This window comes from Rhodococcus sp. 320_ES (assembly GCF_059691855.1).
The window spans coordinates 473196-498360 of sequence record NZ_JCAWAG010000005.1; the positions used below are offsets into that span (position 1 = coordinate 473196).

At 67.6% G+C, this 25165-nt stretch carries 19 protein-coding genes and 1 tRNA gene; 12 read left to right on the forward strand and 8 right to left on the reverse strand.

Annotation, left to right across the window (positions count from 1 at the left end; genetic code table 11):
• Positions 1-55 precede the first annotated feature (55 nt).
• Positions 56-1543 carry an aminotransferase-like domain-containing protein gene (locus AC59JP_RS19920; protein ID WP_497327529.1) on the forward strand — a complete coding sequence of 496 codons (1488 nt, stop codon included), beginning with the start codon at positions 56-58 and terminating at the stop codon, positions 1541-1543.
• A 9-nt stretch (positions 1544-1552) separates the two neighbouring features.
• Here AC59JP_RS19920 and AC59JP_RS19925 read toward each other — a convergent pair whose 3' ends face one another.
• Positions 1553-2332: an alpha/beta fold hydrolase gene (locus AC59JP_RS19925; RefSeq protein ID WP_497327530.1), complete on the reverse strand. Its 780-nt coding sequence runs from the start codon at positions 2330-2332 to the stop codon at positions 1553-1555.
• A gap of 57 nt (positions 2333-2389) precedes the next feature.
• Here AC59JP_RS19925 and AC59JP_RS19930 point away from each other — a divergent pair, with 57 nt between their 5' ends.
• Together AC59JP_RS19930 and AC59JP_RS19935 are read left to right on the forward strand one after the other, a co-directional pair.
• On the forward strand, positions 2390-5710 hold the full coding sequence (locus tag AC59JP_RS19930; protein WP_497327531.1) for an ATP-dependent helicase: 3321 nt from the start codon (positions 2390-2392) through the stop codon (positions 5708-5710).
• The gene (locus AC59JP_RS19935) at positions 5707-9075 is read left to right on the forward strand and encodes an ATP-dependent helicase (RefSeq protein WP_497327532.1); all 3369 of its coding nucleotides are present in this window, start codon (positions 5707-5709) and stop codon (positions 9073-9075) included. Before AC59JP_RS19930 ends, AC59JP_RS19935 begins: the two co-directional genes overlap by 4 nt.
• On the opposite strand, the gene AC59JP_RS19940 is transcribed toward AC59JP_RS19935, so the two are convergent.
• The gene (locus AC59JP_RS19940) at positions 9076-9474 is read right to left on the reverse strand and encodes a DoxX family protein (RefSeq protein ID WP_497327533.1); all 399 of its coding nucleotides are present in this window, start codon (positions 9472-9474) and stop codon (positions 9076-9078) included.
• Positions 9475-9580: 106 nt separating this feature from the next.
• Here AC59JP_RS19940 and AC59JP_RS19945 point away from each other — a divergent pair, with 106 nt between their 5' ends.
• Positions 9581-10651 carry a potassium channel family protein gene (locus AC59JP_RS19945; RefSeq protein ID WP_497327534.1) on the forward strand — a complete coding sequence of 357 codons (1071 nt, stop codon included), beginning with the start codon at positions 9581-9583 and terminating at the stop codon, positions 10649-10651.
• A 71-nt stretch (positions 10652-10722) separates the two neighbouring features.
• Positions 10723-11595: an NAD(+) diphosphatase gene (gene nudC / locus AC59JP_RS19950; protein ID WP_497327673.1), complete on the forward strand. Its 873-nt coding sequence runs from the start codon at positions 10723-10725 to the stop codon at positions 11593-11595.
• 26 nt (positions 11596-11621) lie between these two features.
• Here the strand turns inward: nudC and AC59JP_RS19955 are convergent, their stop codons facing one another.
• The gene (locus AC59JP_RS19955) at positions 11622-11876 is read right to left on the reverse strand and encodes a mycoredoxin (RefSeq protein ID WP_497327535.1); all 255 of its coding nucleotides are present in this window, start codon (positions 11874-11876) and stop codon (positions 11622-11624) included.
• An 85-nt stretch (positions 11877-11961) separates the two neighbouring features.
• On the opposite strand from AC59JP_RS19955, the gene AC59JP_RS19960 reads away from it, so the two are divergent.
• From AC59JP_RS19960 to AC59JP_RS19970, 3 genes are all read left to right on the forward strand, one after another.
• On the forward strand, positions 11962-14085 hold the full coding sequence (locus tag AC59JP_RS19960; RefSeq protein ID WP_497327536.1) for an ATP-dependent DNA helicase UvrD2: 2124 nt from the start codon (positions 11962-11964) through the stop codon (positions 14083-14085).
• Positions 14086-14247: 162 nt separating this feature from the next.
• On the forward strand, positions 14248-14451 hold the full coding sequence (locus AC59JP_RS19965; RefSeq protein ID WP_497327537.1) for a hypothetical protein: 204 nt from the start codon (positions 14248-14250) through the stop codon (positions 14449-14451).
• A 190-nt stretch (positions 14452-14641) separates the two neighbouring features.
• Positions 14642-14932, forward strand: a complete 291-nt coding sequence (locus AC59JP_RS19970) for a WhiB family transcriptional regulator (protein ID WP_497327674.1) — start codon at positions 14642-14644, stop codon at positions 14930-14932.
• Positions 14933-14993: 61 nt separating this feature from the next.
• On the opposite strand, the gene AC59JP_RS19975 is transcribed toward AC59JP_RS19970, so the two are convergent.
• The 3 genes from AC59JP_RS19975 to AC59JP_RS19985 form a co-directional block, all read right to left on the reverse strand.
• Entirely contained in the window at positions 14994-16307 is a 1314-nt protein-coding gene (locus tag AC59JP_RS19975) for an ABC1 kinase family protein (RefSeq protein ID WP_497327538.1), read from the reverse strand.
• A gap of 57 nt (positions 16308-16364) precedes the next feature.
• Positions 16365-17150 carry a hypothetical protein gene (locus AC59JP_RS19980; RefSeq protein ID WP_497327539.1) on the reverse strand — a complete coding sequence of 262 codons (786 nt, stop codon included), beginning with the start codon at positions 17148-17150 and terminating at the stop codon, positions 16365-16367.
• Positions 17151-17332: 182 nt separating this feature from the next.
• On the reverse strand, positions 17333-18697 hold the full coding sequence (locus tag AC59JP_RS19985; protein WP_497327540.1) for a zinc-dependent metalloprotease: 1365 nt from the start codon (positions 18695-18697) through the stop codon (positions 17333-17335).
• 81 nt (positions 18698-18778) lie between these two features.
• On the opposite strand from AC59JP_RS19985, the gene AC59JP_RS19990 reads away from it, so the two are divergent.
• Positions 18779-19801 carry a YlbL family protein gene (locus AC59JP_RS19990; RefSeq protein ID WP_497327541.1) on the forward strand — a complete coding sequence of 341 codons (1023 nt, stop codon included), beginning with the start codon at positions 18779-18781 and terminating at the stop codon, positions 19799-19801.
• A 4-nt stretch (positions 19802-19805) separates the two neighbouring features.
• Here the strand turns inward: AC59JP_RS19990 and AC59JP_RS19995 are convergent, their stop codons facing one another.
• Positions 19806-20438 carry a PPA1309 family protein gene (locus AC59JP_RS19995; RefSeq protein WP_497327542.1) on the reverse strand — a complete coding sequence of 211 codons (633 nt, stop codon included), beginning with the start codon at positions 20436-20438 and terminating at the stop codon, positions 19806-19808.
• 171 nt (positions 20439-20609) lie between these two features.
• Here AC59JP_RS19995 and AC59JP_RS20000 point away from each other — a divergent pair, with 171 nt between their 5' ends.
• The gene (locus AC59JP_RS20000; protein WP_497327543.1) at positions 20610-23570 is read left to right on the forward strand and encodes a UPF0182 family protein; all 2961 of its coding nucleotides are present in this window, start codon (positions 20610-20612) and stop codon (positions 23568-23570) included.
• 106 nt (positions 23571-23676) lie between these two features.
• Here the strand turns inward: AC59JP_RS20000 and AC59JP_RS20005 are convergent, their stop codons facing one another.
• Positions 23677-24204: a transglycosylase family protein gene (locus tag AC59JP_RS20005; protein WP_497327544.1), complete on the reverse strand. Its 528-nt coding sequence runs from the start codon at positions 24202-24204 to the stop codon at positions 23677-23679.
• Positions 24205-24702: 498 nt separating this feature from the next.
• Here AC59JP_RS20005 and AC59JP_RS20010 point away from each other — a divergent pair.
• Positions 24703-24779, forward strand: a tRNA-Met gene (locus AC59JP_RS20010).
• A gap of 196 nt (positions 24780-24975) precedes the next feature.
• A complete protein-coding gene (locus tag AC59JP_RS20015; RefSeq protein WP_497327545.1) occupies positions 24976-25143 on the forward strand; it encodes a DUF8730 family Cys-rich protein in 168 nt (55 codons plus the stop codon).
• Positions 25144-25165 lie beyond the last annotated feature (22 nt).

Sequence of the window (25165 nt, forward strand, 5' to 3'; positions counted from 1 at the left end):
AATATTGGACTGTCGTTAGGCTGAAATGTGCAGTCCACCGTGTCAGAATGGACTGATGTCGAGCATTCAGCCGGTCGGGCCCGCGGCCATCTCGGCCCGCCAACTCGCCGACGCTCTGACGGCTTCCTCGTCCGGTGCGCCTACGCCGGGCGGGCCGCTGTACGAACGGATCGCGGCACAACTGCGTGGCCTCGTCGAAACCGGAATTCTTCCGTCGGGCACCAGGCTCCCGGCGGAGCGCGCCTTGTCGACGTGCCTGGAGGTGAGCCGCGTGACCGTTGCGTCGGCCTACCGCGAGTTGCGCGTCGCCGGTCTGTTGCATTCGCAGCAGGGGGCGGGAACGTTCGTGGCACCGTCGGCCACCCGCGAGTCCTGGGGGACCCTCGCGCGCGGTCACGGGCAGGGTCGGCTCGAGTTCGTCAACGCCTCGCCGGCCGCGTCCGCGTTGCTGCCCGACGCGTACCTGTCCGCGGTGGAGCGTGTCCGGGACCTGCTGCCGCACAGCGGATATGCGCCCGCCGGGATGCCCGCGCTGCGGGACGCCGTGGCCGCGTACTACACCCGGCGCGGGCTCCCGACCTCGGCCGAGAACATCCTGATCACCTCCGGTGCCTCCGACGCAGCGCACGCCGTGCTCGACGCCCTGATCGAACCGGGCAGCCGCGTTCTCGTCGAACACCCGACGTACCCGGGTGTCGTGGACGTCGTGGCGGCCATCGGGGGCAGATGCGTTCCCGTCGCCGTCGATTCTTGCGATCCGGACGGCTTCGTCGCTGCTGCCGATCTGGCGGCGCGACAGAGCGCGCCGACGGTTGCCTACTTCATGCCCGACTTCTCCAATCCGTCCGGAACGCGTCTTCCCGCGGAGAGTCGCCGCCGACTGTCGGCGACGATGCATCGTCACGGCGTGATCACCGTGGTGGACGAAGTGTCCTCGGATCTGACACTGGACGGATCCGCCGCCGTCGAACCGTTCGGTGCGGCCACCCCCGCACGCGCGACGGTCCACATCGGCTCGACCAGCAAAACCGTCTGGGGAGGGCTTCGCGTCGGGTGGGTGCGTGCCGAACCGTCGACCGTCCACCGCATCGCCGCCCGCTACGCGCGCCGACAGCTGTCGGTGTCCGTGCTCGACCAGGCTGTCGCCGCGCTGCTTCTCGATCGCTACGACGACGTGTGCCGCGCGCGCACCGACGAATTGCGGGCGGCGCGGGATCGACTCGCCGATCTTCTGCGAGAACGACTGCCGGACTGGGAGTTGGACCTTCCTGCCGGCGGACTGTCGCTCTGGTGTCGGCTGCCGGCGGGCCTGCGATCGACCGATCTCGTGGCGGCCGCGCATGCCCGCGGTCTGCTCCTGGCGCCGGGCACGCGGTTCGGGTTGGGGCACGCGTTCGACGATCGTCAGCGCATTCCGTTCACCCGTTCGCTCGCCGACATCACCGCCGCGACAGCGGTATTGGCGGACGCGGCGGCGGATGTCGCGTCGTCGAGCACCGACACGGCGGACACGGCTCCGCGCCGGCCGTCCGTGGTCGTGTGACGCGAGCCGCTATGCAGCGCCGATAAGGTCGCGCACCAACTGCGCGGACTCGGCGGGTTTCGCCTGCGGCACCATGTGATCGCAGTCGAACTGCTCGTAGCGCAGCAGGGGGAGTTGCTCGCGCAGCGCGGCCTGGAATTGCGGCGTCACGTAGGGAGGCTGCACCTGCATGGCCTGCACCACGGTGATGGGCACGTCGGGGGACGGCAGAACGAACGGCCTGGCCAGTTCACCCCACGACGCGACGATAGCCGGGACGGACAGGCGCCACCGGACTCGACCGGAGTCGGTCGTCACCAGATGTTCCTCGATCTCCGCGTCGACGAGAGCAGGGTCGACGTCGTGCCATGCCCCGCCCAGCTTCTCGGCCCGCGCTTCCGCAGCATCGGTGTATTCGCTGTGCTGCACTGTCGATTCCGCCACGTCCAGCAGTTCCTCCGGGTCGAGGCCGATCGCCGGATCGAGAAGGGCGAGCGCCCGAACCTGCTCCGGATGGGTCCGGGCGAGGTGCAGCGCGATGGCGCCGCCGTAGGAATGCCCCACGACCACCACCGGACCCCGGGCACGTTCACGGAGAACCTCGTGCAGCGCGGCGACCTGTGCGTCGATGGACCAGGGCGGGGTGGAACGGGACCGACCGTGCCCGATCAGGTCCGGGGCGATGATCCGGGCCTCCGGCAGATGGCGCGACCAGGATTCCCATCGTTGGCCGTGCCCGGTCATCCCGTGGATGGCCAACACCTCGGGACCGTCGTCCGGTCCGTAGGTGTGTACCGCAATGTCGGGCATCGAAGGCTCCTCGCGTCCGGAACGTGCTGTGTCGTACCCCCATGATGCAATGCGTCCATGATCGACGACGCGCCGAGACCGGCGGACGACGGGGGCCGGTCCGGTGCCGCGCCCGCGGCCACACTGGTCCGTCGGCCGGTGGTCACCGTTCCTCGGCGCGAATGGCCCGACGACGTGGCGAGGATCGTCGACGGTGCCGGTCCAGGCCGTGCATGGCAGGTGCTCGGGGCGGCCGGCACCGGCAAGTCCGCCCTTCTCGCCGATGTGGCCGTCTCGCGCATCGTCGACGCGCACAGCGACCCCGAGTCGGTTCTCGTTCTCACACACTCGAAACGGGCTGCCCTCGCCATGCGTGAGCAGATCACGGCGGCACTGATCGGTGCCGGCGGCGCGGCGCGGGCCACCCGCGAACCGCTGGTGCGGACAATCCACTCGTACGCGTTCGCCGTGCTCCGCCTTCAGGCGTCGGCGCACGGGAACAAGCCACCTCGACTGTTGACCGGCGCGGAGCAGGACGCAGTACTGCGCGAGATGTTGCGCGGCGAGCTCGCCGACGGCGCGCCGGCGTGGCCGGAGAAGATGAGGCCCGCGCTGGGCCTGGTCGGGTTCGCGGCGGAACTTCGCGATCTCCTTCTTCGCTCGGCGGAACGAGGGCTCGGTCCGGAGGATCTCGTCCGGTGGGGCCGTAAGCACAAGCGACCCGAATGGGTTGCCGCCGGGCGTTTCGCGGCCCAGTACGAACAGGCGATGGTTCTTCGTGGGTCGGTCGGAATGGAGGCGCCGGAAGCCACCGCGCCCGGACTCGACGCCGCAGAACTCGTCGGCGCCGCGTTGACGGCGTTCGCCACCGATCCGGAGTTGTTGCGCAGCGAACGCGCGCGGATACGGCACGTCCTGGTCGACGACGCACAGCACCTCGATCCGCAGGCGGCCGAGATTGTCCGGCTTCTCGCGGCAGGGGCATCGAGCTCCGTGGTCGCCGGCGATCCGGATCAGGCGATCTTCACCTTCCGCGGGGCCGATCCAACCTTCCTGCGCGAGTTCGACATTCGAGGGCGTGCCGAGCGTGTGGTTCTGACGCAGAACCTCCGCTCCGACCCTGCGATCGGACGGGTCACTGCCGCGGTGGCGGCTCGGCTGCCGGGATCCTCGCCCACCCGTCTGCCGCTCACCTTCGCCGCCGACTCCACCGCGGCGGTTCGCGTGGAGGTGGCGTCGTCCACGGCGAAGGAGGCCGCCCTCGTGGCGGACACCTTGCGCCGCGCGCACCTCGTCGACGGTGTGCCGTGGTCGTCCATGGCCGTGGTGCTGCGCTCCGTTCCGCGTGCGCTGGCACCGATTCGGCGCGCCCTGCTGGCAGCGGGAGTGCCCGTCGTCGCATCGGCGAACGAACTTGCGCTGCACCGGCAACGAGGCGCCGTCGCGCTTCTGCTGGTGCTGCGCGCGGTCTCCGCAGATGCCGGCTTCACCGGCGACGATGCGGTGGCCCTGATCGAGGGACCGATCGGCGGCGCCGATCCTCTTGCGCTGCGCCGACTCCGCAGGGGTCTCCGGCGCGCGGACGTGGCCGCGGGTGGTGACCGCGACTCCACGGAGATCATCCGGTCGGCCCTCGATCAGGCAGGCCGTGCGGAGGTCGACAATCTGGTGTCGCAGTTGACGGACGTCGAGGCCGCGCCGCTCCGACGAGTGCAGAAAGTCCTCGACAAGGCCGGCGCCGTGCTCCGGCGCGACCTTCGCGCTGTGGAGGACACGCTCTGGGCCGCGTGGCAGGCGTCGGGGCTCGAGCGACGGTGGACATCGGCGTCGGAGCGCGGCGGAGCCCTCGGCACCCAGGCCGATCGCGACCTCGACAGTGTCGTCGCGCTTTTCGACGCGGCGGCCAACTACGTCGATCGGCTGCCGCGCGCCACCGTCGGGGGATTCGTCGAGTACGTCACGGACCAGGAGATCCCCACCGATTCCCGTTCGCGCACAGAAGTTCCCGTCGATGCCGTGACCGTGCTGAGCGCCCACTCCGCGGCCGGCCGCGAGTGGGACGTGGTGGCCGTTGCAGGAGTCCAGGAAGGGTTGTGGCCCACCCTGCGAGCGCGCGGGTCGCTCCTCGGAGTGGAAGCGCTCGTCGATCTTGCGAGCGGTGTCGCCGACGGCGAGAACTCCCTTGCCGGGACGGTCTCTCGCGCTGCCCCGATCCTGGCCGACGAACGACGCCTGTTCCTGCTGGCGTGCAGTCGAGCTCGCCGCCGGTTGCTCGTCACCGCCGTGGATTCGGTGGCCGATTCCGATCTGGTTCACTCGCGCTTCCTCGACGAATTGCTGGCCGACCCGCGACTATGTGAGGAGCACACGAGTGACGCCACGGCTGCCACGCCCCGCCGTGGTCACGTTCTCTCGCTGTCGTCCCTGGTTGCCCAGTTGCGCAGTGTGGTGTGCGATCCGGTTGTTGCGCAACACGATCCGGCGAAGCATCGACGGGCCGCAACGTCACTCGCGCGGCTCGCACGTGAAGGCGTCCGGGGAGCGCACCCCGACGAGTGGTACGGCACGTCCGCGGTCAGCACACTCGAACCGCTGTGGAACGCCGAGGACGGGCCCGTGCCCATGTCCCCGTCCACCGTCGAGCAGCTCGGTACGTGCCCGTTGCGGTGGGCGCTCGAACGATCCGGTGGCAACGACGGCGACACGGTGCACGCCGTCACCGGAAACCTGGTGCACACGCTCGTGCAGGCGGTGGCCGGTCGCATACCACCGGAGCGGGTGCGGGCATCGCTCGAAAATGCTTGGACCGCTGTCGATCTCGGATCCGCATGGTATTCGCGCAAGGAGCTCGGCCGCACGGCGACCATGCTCGAGACGTTCGAGCAGTGGCTCAGGACGTCGCGTTCGGAGCTGACGGAGGTCGGAGTCGAAGTTCCCGTCGACGGCGTGCTGGAAGGCCGCACGCCCGACGAACCCGACATCAGACTGCGCGGCCGCATCGACCGGCTCGAGCGTGACAACGACGGCCGTCCGGTGGTCATCGACGTGAAGACTGCGAAGAGTCCCGTCAGCAAGTCCGCCGCCGCCGAACACGCTCAACTCGCGACCTATCAGGTGGCCGCGGCTGCCGGGGCGATCGCCGGTGAGCCCGCCACCGAACCGGGCGGCGCGCGTTTGGTTTTCGTCGCCAAGCCGCATCGCAGCGCGGGGGCGACCGAGCGCACCCAGAACCCGTTGTCCGCGGACGATGTCGACGCCTGGCGAGACGCGATCGCTGCCGCGGCGTCGGCTACTCGCGGTCCGTCGTTCGAGGCGCGGGTCAACGACGGATGTCGGCACTGCCCGATAGCTTCCAGCTGTCCCGCTCGGGACACCGGAAGGCAGGTGAGTGAGGGATGACGAGCACCGCAGCACGGTCGAAGGGTCGGCCGCGCACGCTCGACGCCCGGTTCGGTCCCGGCGAGCTCGCCGACGCCCTGGGTCAGAACCGGCCGACCGCCGAGCAGTCCGCCGTGATCGCAGCACCGATCGGTCCCACCCTGGTCGTGGCCGGAGCCGGCGCGGGCAAGACCGAGACCATGGCGGCCCGTGTGGTGTGGATGGTCGCCAACGGTTTCGTGCACCCCGATCAGGTGCTGGGTCTGACGTTCACGCGTAAGGCCGCGCAGCAGTTGACATCCCGTATCCGGCAACGCCTCGCCAGGCTGGCCGGCTCGGAGCTGATCCTTCGGGCCGACCCGTCGGGCGCATTGCGAGACTCCATCGTCAGCGGCGAGCCCGAGGTGAGCACCTACCACTCGTACGCCGGCCGACTGATCGCCGAGCACGGACTGCTGCTGCCGGTGGAACCGTCGGCGCGGCTGCTCACGGAGACCGAACTTTGGCAACTCGCCTACCGCGTCGTCAGCTCGTGGGACGGAGACATCGACCTCGACCGGACGCCCACGTCGATCACCGAGTCCGTCCTCGCGCTCGCCGGTCAGTTGGCCGAGCACCTCGTCGATCCCGCCGACCTGAGGGAAGCACACACCGAACTGGACAAGTTGGTGCACACGCTGCCCGCCGGTCCCGGGCAGCGAGGCGGGCCCAGCAAAGTGCTGCTGGACGCGTTGGACACACAACAGAACCGGGTCGCGCTGCTGCCGTTGGTCGAACGCCTCCGCGAGGTGATGTCCCGAGAGGGTGTGCTGGACTTCGGCAGCCAGATGTCGCTGGCGGCCACCGTGGCGTCGGACCACGCCGACGTCGGCGCGTCCGAGCGAGCGCGGTTCAGGCTCGTCCTTCTCGACGAGTATCAGGACACCGGCCACGCCCAGCGCGTGCTGCTCTCGTCTTTGTTCGGGGGTGGAGCAGACCCCGGCCTTGCGGTCACCGCAGTGGGGGATCCGATGCAGTCGATCTACGGGTGGCGAGGAGCGTCGGCGGCCAACCTCCCTCGCTTCACCACCGACTTCCCCCTTCCCGGTGGGCGGTCCGCCCCGGTACGCGAGCTGTCGACCAGCTGGCGCAACCCGCCCGAAGCGCTGGCTCTGGCCAATCTGGTTGCCGCACCACTGCGTTCGCGAGGCGTCACCGTGGACGAGCTCACTGCCCGCCCCGGGGCCGCTCCCGGTGATGCGCGGCTCGCGCTCACCGAGACGGTCGACGAGGAGCGTGACTGGGTGGCCGCCCGCATCGCCGCGGAGTACGACGCCGCGTACGACACGGGTCGCGAGCCGCCCACGGCGGCCGTGCTGATCAGGCGAAACGCCGACGCGGAACCGATGGCGGAAGCACTGCGACGTCGGGGTCTACCCGTCGAGGTGGTCGGGCTGGGCGGATTGCTCCGCACGCCCGAGGTGGCCGATCTGGTGGCGATGCTCAGACTGGTCGCCGACCCGCTGGCGGGAAGCGCCGCCATGCGGATCCTCACCGGATCGAGATGGCGTCTCGGAATCGGCGATCTGCGGGCCCTCTGGGATCGTGCGGGACGGATCGGAGCACAGGGTCGACGAGATACCGCCGGTGCCGTCACCGACCCGTCCGCGCTGGACGAAGCTCTCGACGCCGTGGTGCCCGGCGAGCGCGCCGAGCAGTCGGGACTTGTCGACGCCATTGCCGACCCGGGAGACCCGTCGGCGTACTCCACGGCCGGATACCGCCGAATCGTCGAGCTCGGGTCCGAACTGCATGCACTCCGAGGGCGATTGGGCCAGCCCCTCAGCGAGCTCACCGCGGACGTGGAGCGCGTCCTCGGCATCGGAATCGAAGCCGGGTCGCGCAGCCGAGGCGGCGAAACTCTCGGCGCCGGCCGCGAACATCTCGACGCGTTCGCCGACGTGGTGGCCGATTACGGCGATCGGCCCACCGCCACCCTGTCGGGCCTCCTCGGCTTTCTGGCCGCCGCCGATTCGGTCGAGAACGGCTTGGCACCAGGAGAAGTCGAAGTGGCGGCGCACCGCGTACAGGTGTTGACGGTGCACGCAGCCAAAGGCCTGGAATGGGAAGTCGTGGCCGTGCCCCACATGAGTCGGGGAGTATTCCCCTCGTCGACGGCGCCGTCCTACTGGCTCGGTTCCGTGGCGGAACTTCCGCCGTCCCTGAGGGGTGACCGAGCTCGCGACGCCGACGACACCGAGGGCGTCCCCGTTCTCGACCTGTCCGAGGCCTACAACCGCAAGGACATCGAGACCGCCCTCACGGCGCACAAGGAAGCTCTCAAACGCCGCAAGCTCGCGGAGGATCGCCGGCTGTTCTACGTGGCCGTCACCAGAACCGAACGGGCACTGTTCGTTTCGGGCTACCACTGGGACAGCGCCGGGTCCGCAGCGCGCGGATCGTCGGAGTTCCTGGACGAACTTCACGACTACGCGGTGGGCGCCGGGGCAGCGGACGGTGTGGCGGTCGTCGACGTGTGGGCCCCGGCGCCCGAGGACGGTGCGGTGAACCCCTTCGGCGGAACGTCCGCGTCCGCGATGTGGCCGGCGGATCCCTTCGGATCGCGCCGCGACGCCGTCGAACTCGGTGCAGCAGCGGTCCTCGCGGCGGCGGCCGAACCCGAACCCGATGCCGTGGCGGCCGACGACGATCCAGAGGGCTGGGCTGCCGACATCGACGCACTGCTCGCCGAACGCGACGCCCGCCGGTCGGTGCACACCGAGGTCGAGGTGCCCGGCCACCTGTCGGTGAGTCAGCTCGTCGACCTCGTCGCCGATCCCGATGCGTTGGCGGCCAAGCTGCGTCGGCCGGTGCCGTATCCGCCGAACCCGCTGGCCCGCCGCGGCACCGCGTTCCACGCCTGGGTCGAACGGCGCTTCGGGGCAACACGTCTGCTGGACATGGACGAGTTGCCTGGCGCGGCCGACACCGGAGCCGCCCACGACAGCGAACTGACCAGGCTGCAGGATGCCTTCAATCGATCGCCCTGGGCGATGCGGAGTCCGGTCGAAGTGGAGGTTCCTTTCGAGACCACCGTCGCCGGCGTGGTTCTGCGCGGCCGCATCGACGCCGTGTTCGAGGATCCGGACGGGGGATGGACGGTGATCGACTGGAAGACCGGCGCCGAGCCGAGCCCGGACGACGAGCACGCCGTCACCATGCAGCTTGCCGCCTACCGAGTGGCCTGGGCGGAGTTGGCGTCGGCTGCACGTCCCGAGCGCCCGGTTCCGCTCGAGTCTGTGCGCGCGGCGTTCCACTACGTCAGATCGGGCCGCACCATAGCTCCGGAGAATCTTCCCGATGCCCGCGAGCTCGAGGAACTGATCGCGAACTCGGGCAGCTCGTGATCAGCTGCTGCGGCGGACCTTGACAGCCTCGGTGATCAAGGGAATCTGCAGCGGAAGACGCGCCAGCACACCGGCTTTCATCGCAGGGGTCGTCTTCGAGCTGCGCACCCAGTCCACCGCCATCTGAACGTTGGCCGGAAACACCGCAACGAAGAACAGCGCCGCCGCGCCGGCCGCGGTGCGCCGCGTACGCGGGGCCGCGAGACCGCCGGCCAAGGCCAACTCGGCAACGCCCGACACGTACGTGTAGGTCCGCGCACTACCCGGCAGCGCCCGCGGCACCTGCTTGTCGAACGGACCCGGCGCGGCGAAATGCAGAACACCCGCCCCACCCAGGAGGGCTGCGAGGCGTAGTGCGGCGGTCTGTCCACGGGAGTCGGTCATGGTGACACCCTGCATCACCCGCGCGGGCGACGCCAGTGTGCACGCTAGGCTGCGATCGAATCGCGTTACCGACGCGAGGACGACGAAGCAACCGCGACGACGCACATCGAGGGGCAGATCAATGGCCGGACGGCTGAGCTCGCGTCTGCGCAAGAGCAATACCGTGCTGACCGACCGCCCGGACTTCGCGCTCGTGGGCGTGCTTCGCATTCCCACCATCGAATCCAGCCCGTGGCGGGCAATCTGGCAACGCATCGTGATCGCGCTGATCGTGCTGTTCGTTGCCGCGATCATCGTCTACATCGACCGCGACGGATACGCCGACAACCAGGACAACGAGCTGTCCTTCCTCGACGCCTTCTATTACACGACCGTCTCGCTATCGACCACCGGGTACGGCGACATCGCACCCATCTCGCCGACGGCCCGGCTGGTGAACATCCTCGTCATCACCCCGTTGCGCGTGCTCTTCCTCATCCTGCTCGTCGGAACAACCCTGTCAGTGCTCACCGAACGTTCGCGCCAGGCGTTCAAGATTCAGCGATGGAGGCGCAGCGTGCGCAATCACACGGTCGTCGTCGGGTACGGAACGAAGGGGCGCACGGCGGTCGACGCCATGCTCGGAGACGGAGTGGCTGCCGCGGACATCGTCGTCGTCGACACCGATCAGACCATCCTCGAATCCGCCGCCAACCTCGGACTCGTCACCGTCCACGGGTCCGCCACGCGGTCCGACGTCCTGCGGTTGACCGGGGCTCAGAACGCGTCGGCCATCATCGTGGCCACCAACCGCGACGACACCGCGGTGCTGGTGACTCTGACCGCGCGCGAAATGGCGCCGAAGGCCAAGATCGTGGCAGCCATCCGCGAGGCCGAGAACGTCCACCTTCTGCGCCAGTCCGGGGCCGACTCCGTCGTCGTGTCGTCCGAGACCGCAGGCCGTCTCCTCGGAATCGCCACCACCACACCGAGTGTCGTGGAGATGATCGAAGATCTCCTTACCCCGGAAGACGGCTTCGCCATCGCCGAGCGGGAGGTCGAACGCGACGAGATCGGCGGATCGCCCCGTCATCTCGCGGACATCGTCCTCGGTGTGGTGCGGGACGGACGGCTTCTGCGGGTCGGATCACCCGAGGTCGATGCGGTCGAGGCCAACGATCGCCTGCTGTACATCCGCCGCGTGTCGAATTAGTTCCGGCCTTCAGTAGTGTCCTAGCAGTGCCCGAGACCTCCAGCTCCACCTTTTCCCTGACCACGGAACCGATGTTGTCCCGCTCGCCCATCGACCGAGCGGAGGAGCTGCGGCGCAACGACGATGCGTTGGCGCACGGGTGGTCCACCGCGTCGATGCTGTCGGTCGATCACCAGGGACGCGTGCGCATCGACGACGGGCGGGTCGTACTCGTCCCGGCGACGGACGTCAGCGAGGAACGCGCGGACGACGCCGTGTTCCTCGGTGTGGTGGACGGCCGACACGTGTGGGCGCGCAGCGTCGGTGCGTTGAGCGGCGACCTGGCCGATCTGCGACTCATGGGTCAGGTGCTCGACGACGATTCGGCCGGCCTGCTGGTCACCGCCGTCGCGCTGCTCAATTGGCACCGAAGCGCGTCGTTCAGCTCGATCGACGGGTCGCCGACGGTTCTGTCCTCGGCCGGCTGGTCACGCACCAGCACGGCGAGCGGCCACGAAGAATTCCCCAGGTCCGACCCGGCCATCATCTGCCTCGTCCACGACGGCGCCGACCACGTACTGCTCGCCCGTCAACCCGTCTGGCCCGAGCGCAGAATGTCGGTGCTCGCGGGCTTCGTCGAGGCGGGGGAATCGATGGAGACCTGCGTCGTGCGCGAGATTCGCGAGGAGGTGGGTCTCGACGTCACCGACATTCGCTACCTCGGCAGCCAGCCGTGGCCGTTTCCCCGGTCACTGATGATCGGGTTCGCGGCCAGGGCCGATCGAGCGCAGGCTGTCTCGTTCAACGACGGCGAGATCGCCGAAGCCACCTGGTTCTCGCGGGCGCAGGTGCGTGACGCCCTGGCCCTGGGGGACTGGACCGCCGCGGACGACGCGCCCCTGCTACTTCCCGGATCCATCTCCATCGCCCGCGCGATGCTCGAGTCCTGGGCCGCGCTCGACTGAGGCAGCGCTGGAACGATCCTGTCGAATCAGATGCCGAGCGCCTTCTTCACCTGCGCGAGCGACGGATTGGTGGCGGTGCTGCCGTCCGGAAAGAGCACGGTCGGGACCACGTGGTTGCCACCGTTCACACTGCCGACGAATTCCGCGGACTTCGGATCGCGCTCGATGTCGATCTCGGTGTAGCCGATCCCGTTCTCGTCCAGCTGCGTCTTGAGCCGGCGGCAGTAGCCGCACCAGGTGGTCGAGTACATGGTCATCTGAGCGTTGTCGGTCGATGTCATGGTCAGTCCAACGCCCCAACACCGGATCGTGTTCCGCAGGCTCCGCTCGTACGACGTTGTCGGGGGCGGCTGACATGATGGACCCATGGCTTCGGACGCGATGATCGACGGGCTCGATCCCGAGCAGTCATCGGCGGTGTCGGCGCCCCGCGGGCCGGTCTGCGTCCTCGCCGGTGCCGGTACCGGTAAGACGCGCACCATCACCCGCCGCATCGCGCACCTCGTCGAGGCCGGTCACGTCTCGCCCGGCCAGGTCCTGGCCGTCACCTTCACCGCCCGCGCCGCCGGCGAGATGCGTGAGCGGCTGCGTGCCCTCGGCATTCGAGGCGACGGCGGGCAGGTGCAGGCGCGCACCTTCCACGCCGCCGCGATGCGGCAACTGAAGTATTTCTGGCCGCAGGTGGTCGGAAGCTCCGACTGGCAGTTGCTCGACCGCAAGTTCGCCGTGGTGGGCCAAGCTGCGTCGAAGGTCGGCCTGCCGACGTCGACGGACAGTGTGCGTGACCTCGCGGGAGAGATCGAGTTCGCCAAGGCGTCGCTGATCGCGCCGGAGGACTACCCGGCTTTCGTCGCTCGCATCCGCCGTGATGCGCCGTTCGATCCGGACAAGGTGGCGGCGGTCTACGACGGGTACGAGCAGCTCAAATCCCGCAATCCCGACGCCGTCCTGCTCGATTTCGACGACTTGCTTCTCCACACCGCCGCTGCGCTCGAGAACTCCCCGGCGGTGGCCGAGGAGTTCCGCGACCGGTACCGATGCTTCGTGGTCGACGAGTACCAAGACGTCACTCCTCTTCAGCAGCGGGTTCTCGACGCCTGGCTGGGGGAACGCGACGACCTGACCGTGGTCGGTGACGCGAACCAGACCATCTACTCCTTCACAGGCGCGACGCCGAAGTATCTTCTCGACTTCTCCCGGCGGTTCCCCGATGCCACGGTGGTCCGGCTCGAACGCGACTACCGGTCGACGCCGCAGGTCGTCTCGCTCGCCAACCGGGTGATCGGCGCGGCACGGGGGCGCATCGCCGGTACGCGGCTTCAGCTCATCGGGCAGCGCGAGAGCGGTCCCGAACCGACGTTCGTGGAGTACGACGACGAAGCGGCCGAGGCAGCCGGGGTGGCCCGGTCCATCCAGCGGCTGATTCGGACGGGTGTCGAGCCGGCGAACATCGCTGTGCTGTACCGAATCAACGCCCATTCGGAAGCTCACGAACAGGCTTTGACGTCGTTGGAGATTCCGTACCAGATCCGAGGCGGGGAGAGCTTCTTCGTCCGTGCGGAGGTCCGCCAGGCGGTGTCGGCCATCCGTGTGGGTGCGGGGCGTGACGACCTCCCGGAGGACGCGCGCCGAGGCGACGGTTTGCCGAGTCTCGTTCGGGCTCTGCTGGCTCCGCTGGGGCTCACATCGTCCGAACCCACGGGCGCGCAGGCTCGCGAGAAATGGGCGTCGTTGCAGGCGTTGGTCGCGCTGACCGAAGAACTCGTCTCTCAGGTACCGGATCTCGACGTCGATGGGCTGCTGCGTGAGTTCGCCGCCCGCGCCGAGGCTCGGCATCCACCGGTCGTTCAGGGTGTCACGCTGGCGTCGCTGCACGCGGCGAAGGGCTTGGAATGGGACGCGGTGTTCCTCGTCGGTCTGACCGACGGCACCTTGCCCATCACTCACGCTCTGGGAGAGAACAATTCGGCTCCCGACGAGGCGGCGGTGGAGGAGGAGAGGCGCCTGCTCTACGTCGGAGTGACCCGCGCGCGTGTGCACCTCGAGCTGTCGTGGGCGTTGGCGCGCAACGCCGGTGGCCGCAAATCCCGTCGGCGGTCACGTTTCCTCGTCGGCCTGGTCCCGGACGACTCGCCGGCGTCGCGCATCGCGGCGCCCACGGCGACGAAGAAGCGGCCGGTGTGCCGGGTGTGCGGCAAACCCGTGATCGGGACCACCGCCACCATGCTCGGCCGGTGTGAAGCGTGCCCGTCCGATGTGGACATGGAGCTCCTCGAGGCGTTGCGCGCGTGGCGGTTGGAGAAGTCGCGCGAGCTGAAGGTTCCCGCCTACGTGGTCTTCAGCGACAACACCCTCACCGCCATCGCGGAGCAGCGTCCGGGAGACGATCGCGGTCTGGTGGGAATTCCCGGAATCGGCGCGAAGAAGCTCGAGCGTTTCGGTGCGGACGTTCTCGAATTGGTCAGAACGGGATCGGTCAGCGTCCGGTGACGAGGATTCTCGACTTCCACGATGTGACGAAACCGCAGGTAGAAAAAGGGTTGTGCTTCGGTGTGAAGCTTGTTTAGTGTTATCGCCGTACCCGCGTCGTAGTCCCGAAAAGGATGTCGGCGCCGTCGAACAGTCACGCGCAGAGAGTGGGAGGTGTTACCCGTGAAGAAGATTCAGATGACCGACGCATCGAGCGTCGTCGCGTTCGCCTCCCGTTCCGCAGTCGCATTCGCGGTGCACCTCGACTTGGGGCATGCCGCATGGGCGCCGCGCACGGCAGGCAATGCCGCATTCCGCGTCGCCCGACTGCGCGAGGCAGATCGCGAATCCGTACCGGTCAGCATTCATCGAGAACGATCTCGATAGACGCTCACCTCCTCCACCGAGGCCACGGATTCGCACTCGCGAACCGTGGCCTTTGTCGTGAGAGGGCTCTCACGAACTTCGGCAATCGGTTCTCGTTCGCATCATCAACCGTCACACCGATTTTCATCGAAGAGAGCGTAAGGAGTACGACGTGTCACCCGTAACCGATCGGACGACATGCCGAAACGACATCCGAAGCCGGATCGGCTCGGACAGCCGTCCCTACAACGACATACCGTGCCGTGAGGTCGATCCCGACCTGTGGTTCGCCGAGACGCCGTCTCAGCTCGAAGAGGCGAAGGAGCTCTGCTCCGGATGTCCCATCCGGTTGCGCTGCCTCGACGCGGCGCTCGGTCGGGCAGAACCGTGGGGCGTCTGGGGAGGGGAGATCTTCGACCAGGGCGTCGTGATCGCGCGGAAGCGTCCCCGCGGACGGCCCCGCAAGGACGCCGCAGCAACCACGCAGGCAGCCTGCGCATGAGTGCGGCATTGTGCGGCAACGACTTCCGCCGAGCGCTCTCGCGCTCGGCGGAAGCGGCCGTTCACTCGGTGAAGCCGGGCAACCATTCCTCGAGAATCGAGCGGTACGGGGCGTAGGCGTCCAGCTGTGCGCAGATCCCGACCGTGCCGAGCAGAACGCGAAAGATCATGGCGTACTGCGGGGGAAGGTTCAGCGACCGCGCCGTCTTGAACTGGGTGGTGGTGAAGTCGGTTGCGTTGCTTGCCATTCCCTGCATCCACGCACGTGTGAAGTGGAACGACTCCATCTTGATCGGGTCGGTGATCGGGCGCAGGTAGTCCGCGATCTCCTTGTCCGACACGTCGCGTCCGGCGATGATGAAATTCTGTTCGCGCAGCAGCTCGGTCAGCTCGTCGAACTTCTCGTCCTTGGCCAGACGCACCATGGCGCCCAGTTCTCGCGGGAGTCCGTTGGGCAGCCCCAGCGCCGCACCGAAATCGATGGCGCCGAGCCGACCGTCGGGCAGCAGCATGAAGTTGCCGGGGTGCGGATCGCCGTGCAGGATCTTCACGCGCGCGGGGGAGACGAACTGGAACAGGGCCAGTCGGTTTCCTGCCGTGTTCCGTTCCTCGACAGTGCCTTTCGAGATGATCGACGACAGCGGTGTGCCCGTCATCCATTCCGAGATCATGACTTTCGGCGAACTTGCCACCACCCGAGGAACGGCGAAATTCTCGTCGTCGTCTCCGATCGCCGTGGCGAAGGCACGCTGGTTGCTTCCCTCGATGCGGTAGTCCAGCTCCTCCTCCGTGCGGGCCGACAACTCGTCCAGCACGGATTTGATGTCGGTGCCCGGCATCACGGTCGCGAAGATTCCGACGAAGCGCTGCAGCGTCTTCAGATCCGACCGCAACGCGACGTCCGCACCGGGGTACTGCACCTTCACCGCGACGTCCCGGCCGTCCGACCACACGGCGCGGTGCACCTGGCCGATACTCGCCGACGCGGTCGGCGTGTCGTCGAAATCCTTGACCCGCTGCCGCCAACCGGTGCCCAGCTGCTGATCCAGTACGGCGTGAACACGTTTGACGGGCATCGGCGGCGCTTCGGCCTGCAGTTTGGTGAGCGCTTCGCGATACGGTTCCGCGAACTCCTCCGGGACGGCAGCCTCGAACACGCTCAGCGCCTGGCCGAGCTTCATCGCGCCGCCCTTGAGCTCACCGAGCACACTGAACATCTGCTCGGCGGCCTTCGCGGCCAGCTGCGCGTCGATTTCGTCTCGGTCGCCACCGGCCATCTTGCGACCGAAACCCATAGCCGCACGACCCGCGATCCCGAGCGGGATGCTGGCGAGCTTGGCGGTTCGTGCAGAACTGCGGCGGGGAATGTCGGGCACGCCTCCATCATTCACGACGATGCCCGGCCGTGCCTGCGCGCCCTGCTCGAGGGCATGTCAGGTGCGCGCGGTGCAACCGCACAGCCGGTGGACGGGCCACATCCGCTGCGTCAGCGACGCTCGGTCGACGTCCACCTCGATGCTTCGACCCAGGGTGGTGGGTGGGGGACCGATGGGCCGGGTGAGCAGAGCGTCGACCTGTGCCACCGCGAGAGCGGCGGTCGCCGCGACGGTCGTGGCCGACGCGGTCCCGGTGGTCCCGAACAGCTGCGCGGCGAGATACGGCCACTCGCGGTCGTACTCGCAGCGCACGAGGTCCGCGCAGCGCAGGCAACTCGTGTGTCCGGGCAGAACCAGCGGTCCCACCACGCCGCACCCGTCGCGCAGTCGCACCGGGACGTGCGGGGTCAGGCTCCGCATCAACTCGGCCACCGTGCCGGGATCGGGGATCGAGTGGTCTGCGAGCACGACACAGTCGAAGTCGCTCGGCGCGTGGGGAAGTGCCGAAATCGCCCGGTCGACGTCGCTGCCCGGTGTGAGACCTTTCGCCACGGCGTCCGCGAGTGGTCCGCGTCCGACGACGAGAAGCGTTCGGCGGCCGGCGTCGTTGTCCGAGCGTGGACGCACCAGGGCGGCATCGGAGAGTTCGCCCAAGATGCGGGTCAGGTGCGAGGCGTCGATTCCGAGCTCGGCGGCACGCCAGTAGAGGTCGGGCAGGCTGCGTCGTCCGTCGATGAGCCGAAGCGCCGAGATCATGTCCCGCGGCTCCACCCCGGGTGGGGGACTGAGCAGACGAGTGCGCTCCGGTGTGCAGCCCACCTGCACGTACCCGTCTCTACGCACGAGAAGAGTGAGGTGTCTGTCCAGTTCGGGACAGGTCGAGCGATCGCGAAGGCCGGGTGTCACGGCTCCACGATTACCGCACGGCCCGCCGAGGCAGCTATCTCGACGCCCGAGTTATCCACACCCTTACGGCCCGCCGACCTGCAGATACAGTGTCCCCGACGTGGGAAGTCCCAGGTCGATCAGGATTCGTCGGTTCCCGGCTCGTCCGTCTTCTTCTCGCGTGCTTCCCGCTCGCGCCGTTCGGTGGCCTCCAGCTCCGCGATCGGGTCGTCGAACGTTCCGGTGTCACCACCGACGATGCGGTCGACGAACGCGGCGGAGTCGTCGAGGTCGGCGGCGTCCGGGAGCAGGTCGGGGTGAGCCCACACACCGTCACGTCCGTCGATTCCTGCCCCGTCGGTCAGTCGTCGCCACAGGTCGGCGGCTTCGCGGACCTTGCGGGGGCGCAGCTCGAGGCCGACCAGAGTCGCGAACGTCTGCTCGGCGGGTCCGCCGGATGCGCGGCGACGTCGAATCGTCTCGGCCATCGCGGATGCACCGGGCAGCCGCTCGCCGAGAGCGTTCCCGACGACGGTGTCGACCCATCCTTCGACGAGGGCAAGCAATGTCTCGAGGCGTTCGAGAGCGGCCTTCTGCTCGGGAGTGGTCTGGGGTTCGAACGTCCCCTGCTGCAGGATCTTCTCGAGCTGGGCCGGGTCGGTGAGTGCCGACGGGTCGATGCCCTGGGCGGCTTCTTCGAGCGCGCTGAAATCCATACGGATACCGCGGGCGTATTCCTCGACGGTGGCGAGCACGCGCTGACGCAGCCACGGAACGTGCGTGTAGAGGCGGTGATGAGCCACTTCACGTGCGGCGAGGAACACGAGAACTTCGCGCTCGGGAAGTTCCGTCCCCTTGCTGAACTCGGCCACCGCGGTCGGCAGCAGAGCACCGATGTCCTTGGGGCCGAGCGGAAGTCCGATGTCGGTGGAGGTCAGCACCTCTTTCGCGAGTTGGCCGAGGGCCTGGCCGAGCTGCGACCCGAAGGCCAGTCCGCCCATCTGGCCGAGCATGCCCATCATCGGGCCCATCATCTGCTGCGCCTCGGCGGGCAGGCCGGAGGTCCACATGCCGGAAATCTGCTGAGCCACCGGATCGCACAGGCGCTTCCACGTGTTCAGTGTGTTGTCGAGCCACTGCTGCGGTGTCCAGGCCTCGGTGCGGACGGCGCCGGCCGGAAGGATGGTGGCCGCGTCGAGCCACTGTTCGGCGAGATGTGCCGCGTCGGCGATTGCGGTGCGCTCGCCGTCACGGATGACGGGAGCGGCTCCGATCTGCTGCAACGCCAACTTCTTAGCGACGTCGTAGTTGACCGGCCCCGAACCGCCGCCGGTGCCCATGCCGCTGAGCATCTGGCCGAACTGCGTGAGCATCTGACCGAGCGCCGCGGGATCGAACCCCTCCGCGCCGAATCCGAACCCGCCGGCACCGCTCGCCGGGTCGCCGGGCTTGTTCTGCTCGCGGTCGGGATCGTCGTCGGAACTGGAGAATCCGAAATTGCTCATGGGTCAACGGTACAAGGCATGGCGTGATCGAGCGCCCTGTCGCGTGCGCTCTGCGCGAACACGGTCTCTACTGTGGACCCGGTGAATCGCAGGATTGCGACCTTGCTGGTCGCGCTGTTGCCGGTGTTGGTGCTCGGCGTTCTGGGCACGGTCGTCACCGTGCCGTTCGCCGCCCTGGGTCCCGGGCCCACGTTCAACACCCTTGCCGAGGTCGACGGCAAGCAGGTGGTGGACATCGAGGGAACCGTCGTCGATCCGACGTCGGGCAACCTGAACATGACCACCGTCGCTGTGCGTGACGGGTTGAACGTGTTCGAGGCGCTCGGGTTGTGGCTCAGCGGTCGTCAAGGTCTGGTCCCGCGTGAAGAGGTTTACCCGCCGGAGAAGACCGAACAGGAGATCCAGGACGCCAACCAGGCCGATTTCCAACAGTCGGAGAACAGCGCCGAACTGGCGGCTCTGCATTACCTCGATCTGCCGGTGGACCTGCGCGTCAAGGACGTCTCCGACAGCGGGCCCGCCGCGAACGTCCTGCGCGACGGGGACACGCTCGTCTCCATCGACGGCACGCCGGTGACGACGGTGAGCGGTGTGCAGGACGTCGTCGGGAAGATTGCGCCCGACACCTCGATCACCCTCGACGTGGTGCGCGACGGAGCGCCGGCCCGCGAGACCGTCAAGGTCGGTGCGCGTCCCGGTGACACCGGCCGCGGATACCTGGGCATCACCCCCGAGGAGGTGCCGAACGTCCCGTTCGACGTCACGTTCAACCTCGCCGACATCGGCGGCCCGTCGGCCGGGCTGATGTTCACCCTCGCCGTCATCGACAAACTCACGCCCGGCGAACTCAGCGGCGGACGCTTCGTGGCCGGCACCGGAACGATCAGCTCCGACGGGTCGGTCGGGCCGATCGGCGGAATTCCCTACAAGCTCATCGCCGCCCGCGAGGCCGGCGCCACGACCTTCCTCGTGCCGTCGGACAATTGCGACGAGGCCAAGGCGCATCAGCAGGACGGTCTGCGCCTGGTGAAGGTCGATTCCCTGGCGAGCGCGGTGGATTCGCTCGAGTCGTTGCGGTCCGGCGGCGACGCGCCGAGCTGCTGACGGTCTAGTCGTCGTCCTCGACCGCGTCGAGAGTCGCGTAGAGAGCCGCGACGACGTTCGGCGCCAGGTTCTCGTACGTCAAAAGTTCGACGGGAGCGTCGGGGTCGTCGTCGTCCTCGTCCGGTCGCAGTTGGAGCAGAGCCAGCGACGGCCCGTCCCGGAGTACGGCCGCGATGAGTCGTCCGTCGCGGCGCTCGGGGTGCGACTCGGCGGCGATACGGGCGGCGTGATCGGCCGCGTCGCGGTCGGCGAGCAACGGTGCGAGTGCGCTGTCGAGGTCGGATTCGGCGTCCGGGGGGAGTACGACGATCTCCTCGACCAATGCGCATCCCGCCACCGAGGACGGCCATGACGTGGTGGCGAGGAATTCGTCGAGCGCCGGTGATCCTCCGTCGACGTCGGCCGGGAGGCGCTCCTGCGCCACGGGCGTCAGTTCGGCGCCGTCGGCCAGCTGATCGAGCAGTGCGGGTTCCGCGGCCGCGAGTGCGGCGGTGGAGACGATGGCGAACATCTGCGGCGGCTGATCCCACCCTCCCGCGTCGACGAATTCGACCACCTCGCGGACGCACCGAGCGAGTGCGGCTTCGGCACCTTCCGCGTCGGCGTGATCGAAGTACGCATCGTCTCTGTCGCTCACCGGACCATCCTTGCACTCGGTACTACAGTCGGCATGGCCGCCACCGTCACCCGTCGGGTCGGCGGCGACCGCCCGTCGCTTGCGTAGAGTGGCGGGAAAATCGGACATTGCGATAACTGCCACATCTGCGACGAGCAGGTCGGGTATCGCGCGAAAACTGGAGTGTGGCACGTGGGCATGAGGCCCCCAACCGGACTGCCGTCTCTGTCGAGGCGCAGCCGAACCCTTATCGTACTGGCGCTGGTGGTCGCGGTTCTGCTGCTGATCGGTCCCAGACTGGTGAGCACCTACACGGACTGGCTGTGGTTCGGCGAGGTCGGATTCCGCGGTGTCTTCACCACGGTTCTCGTCACTCGCCTCATCACCTTCCTCGTCGTCGCATTGTTGGTGGGCGGCATCGTGTTCGGGGCCATGGTGTTCGCGTACCGCTCGCGCCCGGTGTTCGTGCCGGTGGCCGGCCCCAACGATCCGATCGCCCGGTACCGCACCACCGTGATGAGCCGTCTGCGCCTGTTCGGAATCGGTATTCCTATCGCGGTGGGTGTGCTCTCCGGACTTGTCGCACAGAGCAATTGGGTCACCGTGCAGCTGTTCCTGCACGGCGGATCCTTCGGGATCCAGGATCCGCAGTTCGGTCTCGACGTGGGCTTCTACGCCTTCGATCTGCCGTTCTTTCGGTCGGTGCTCAACTGGCTGTTCGTCGCGATTCTGATCGCCTTCCTCGTCGCTCTGGTGACGCACTACATCTTCGGCGGCCTCCGTCTCACGGGCCGCGAAGGGGCGCTGACGAAGTCTGCCCGAATCCAGCTTGCTGCTCTCGCGGGAACGTTCATCGTGCTCAAGGCCGTGGCCTACTGGTTCGACCGTTACTCGTTGCTCTCGAGCGGGCGCAAGGAACCCACCTTCACCGGTCCCGGTTTCACCGACATCAACGCGGTGCTTCCTGCGAAGCTGATCCTCCTGGCCATCGCGGTCATCTGTGCGGGCGCGTTCTTCGCGGCGATCTTCCTCCGGGACCTCAGGATTCCGGCTTTGGCCACGGCGCTGCTGGTGCTGTCGTCGATCCTCGTCGGCGCCGTGTGGCCGCTGGTGGTGGAGCAGTTCTCGGTGCGCCCGAACGCAGCCGACAAGGAAAGCCCCTTCATCGAGCGCAATATTCAAGCGACCAGGCAGGCCTACGGGATAACCGACGACACAGTCGAATACAAGGACTACTCCGGCCAGGCCACCCAGTCCCCGCAGCAGGTGGCCGGCGACACCGACACCTTGTCCAACATCCGACTGCTCGATCCGAACGTGTTGTCACGCACCTTCACGCAGCAGCAGCAGATTCGAAACTTCTACGGGTTCCCCGACACCTTGGCGGTGGACCGCTACGAGACCAACGGCGAACTGCGCGACTACGTCGTGGCGGCTCGTGAAATCTCCCCCCAGTCCCTCAACGGAAACCAGACGGACTGGATCAACCGTCACACCGTCTACACGCACGGCAACGGTTTCGTTGCCGCCCCGGCCAACTCGGTCGTCGGCGTGGCGACGGACGGGGACACCAACGCCGCCACGGGTGGGTACCCCGACTACGACATCAACTGGATCGAGAACAACCAGCAGGGAACGATTCGCAACGACGGTCCCGCGAAGCTCGATCAGCCCCGCATCTACTACGGGCCGGTGATCGCGAACTCCGACGCCGACTACTCCATCGTCGGATCCGGTGGAGATCCGCGTGAATACGATTCGGACAGCAAGAGTTTCACGTACGACGGTCAAGGCGGCGTGCCGATCTCGAACTGGTTCAACAGGGCCCTGTTCGCCGCCAAGTACACCGAGCGCAATCTGCTGTTCTCGAGCGCCATCGACGACCAGTCGAAGATCATCTTCAACCGTGATCCGCGCGACCGAGTGCAGAAGACCGCTCCGTGGCTGACATTGGACGGATCGACTTACCCGGCCGTCGTGGACGGCAAGATCGTGTGGATCATCGACGGCTACACGACGCTGGACAACTACCCGTACTCGCAGCAGATGTCGTTGGACGACGCGACCGCAGACTCGTTGGCGTCCACCACGACTCGTGCGCTACCGAGCAAGCAGGTCGGGTACATCCGGAACTCGGTGAAGGCCACCGTCGACGCGTACGACGGCACGGTCAAGCTCTACCAGCAGGACGAGAACGACCCTGTGCTGAAGGCATGGATGTCGGTGTTCCCGGGAACGGTGTCGCCGAAATCGGACATCACGCCCGAACTGGCCAGCCACTTCAAGTACCCGGAGGACTTGTTCAAGGTCCAGCGGGAGCTGCTGACCCGGTACCACGTGAACGATCCGCGTGAGTTCTTCACCAACAACGCGTTCTGGGAGGTGCCCGGGGATCCCACCGTCGACGGCGGCGCCGGCACCAACCTGAGTCAGCCGCCGTACTACGTGGTCGCGGCTGACCCCTCGCAGAGGGCCGAAGGCGCGACGTTCCAGCTCACCAGCGCGCTGACCGGGTTCCGGCGACAGGTGTTGGGTGCGTACGTCAGTGCGGACTCGTCACCGGATGCGTACGGAAAGATCACCGTGCTGCAGTTGCCGACGGACACGTCCACGCAGGGTCCGATTCAGGTGCAGAACCAGATGACCACGACCACAGCGGTATCCGAGAACCTGGGCATCGTGCGTCGTGAGAACACGGTGACGTTCGGAAACCTGCTCACGTTGCCCGTGGGTGACGGCGGGTTGCTCTACGTCGAGCCGGTGTACGCATCGCGGGCCAACGATTCCTCGTCGTACCCGCAGCTGATCCGCGTGCTCGTGAGCTACGGCGGACGGGTCGGGTATGCGCCGACTCTCAGCGAGGCGCTGAATCAGGCCATCGGACAGGGTGCGGGAACGCCCGCGACCGTTCCGACTCAGACGCCGCCGGATTCGAGCGGTCAGACGAGTTCGGCCGCACCGTCGTCGTCCGCCGCGCCGCCCACGTCTCAGACGCCGCAGACGCCGGCGAGCCGGGACGCTGCGGTGGCCAACCTGAACACTGCGCTGCAGAACGTGCGGTCGGCGCAGACGTCGGGCAATCTCGCGCAGTTGGGTGACGCGCTCAACGCGTTGCAGGCGGCGGTCGATCAGTACAACGCGTCCGGCGGCTGAGTTCGTCGGCGGTCGAGTTGTTCGACGGCTGACTGATCAAGGCGCGCAACGCAAAAGCCCCACACCCTGAGGGTGTGGGGCTTTTGCGTGTTCTGTGTGCGCGGTGTCAGCGGCCGATGCTGTTGATCAGACCGGCGTTCTGGTTGACCAGATCGCTGTACTGCTGTCCGAGTCCGTACTGATCGGCAATTGCCTTGCCCTGATCGACGAGACCCGAGAGCGGTGCGGGCGCCGGCGCTGCGGCGGGAACCGATGCGGGTGCCGGGGCCGGGCTTTCGGCGGCGGCGGTCGTACCCGAGCTGAGGTACTGGCCGCAGACGGGCCATGCACCGGCACCCTGCGTCTGCAGGACGTTCTCTGCCACCCGGATCTGCTCGGCCTTCGAGGCGTTGTGAGCCGAGCCGGAACCACCGTTGGCGGCCCAGGTGCTCTGCGAGAACTGCAGACCGCCGTAGTACCCGTTGCCGGTGTTGATGCCCCAGTTGCCGCCGCTCTCGCACTGTGCGACGCCGTCCCAGTTGTGGGTTGCGGCGCTGGCGGTACCGGTGCTCAGCCCGAGCGGGATTGCGACGACGGCGCCGGTGACGGCGGCCCATCCGAGTGCGCGCGTGCTGATCTTCTTTGCTGTGGTCATGCGGAGTGAATCCTCTCGTGCTGGTAGACGCGAGCGGCGCGTGTTCCGCCATTGGTGCTCGTCGATCCCTGCCCCCGGGTAAGTCGGGTATCCGATCCCGCGGGGCAGTGAGCGTCCAGCGGCGGGTCGGCCTGGCCCTTGATGCGGACCGAGGGCGACGGTAATGGAGGTTTCGTGAGCCGTCACATGAGCTTCCGGCACGGACCAACAGCTCGAACGGGGGTCGAAAATCGGCGTTCGCCCTGTTCGGACGGCATGACAGTCCAACCGTGTCCTGATCGTGATCTTGTTGTTACGTGGCGGGGATCACCCACTTTTTGAGACCGCGGTCACCCGTTCGCCCCTCGTTTCGCCCCGCTGAACACGGGAAAATCGTTGTTCGGCACGCGATTTGCTATTCGCCGACGCCGTCCGGTAACTTCTTGTTCAGCAACTGAGGCGGTTCTCGAATAACGGTTTTCGAATCGCGGATCTCGAACAGTCACAGGGTGCAGGCATCGCGGGGTGGAGCAGCTCGGTAGCTCGCTGGGCTCATAACCCAGAGGTCGCAGGTTCAAATCCTGTCCCCGCTACCAACGGAAGCAAAAGCCGGCGTCTTTTCGAAGACGCCGGCTTTTGTCGTTTCTCACATCCTTCGCCTCATCTAGTCCCGCTCCGACGAACCCTGCGGAGTTCTGACGTTCGGATACCCCAGGGGGTACTTGCATACCCCCCTCCGTATGTGGCAATGTACGTTTCGTACAGCCGATCCGAAGCATCGAAGAGACCCACATGTGCAGTCCCGCCCAATGCCCTCGGTGCGGCAAGACCACGTGGTCGGGCTGCGGTCGGCACGTCGACAGCGTGATGAGGTCCGTCCCGCAGGCGAAACGCTGCAACTGCGACGGATCCGCCGTATCCCGCCCGGCCGGTGGCCTGCGTTCTCTGTTTCGCCGCTGATCCGAACTCTTCGTCGCGTCCC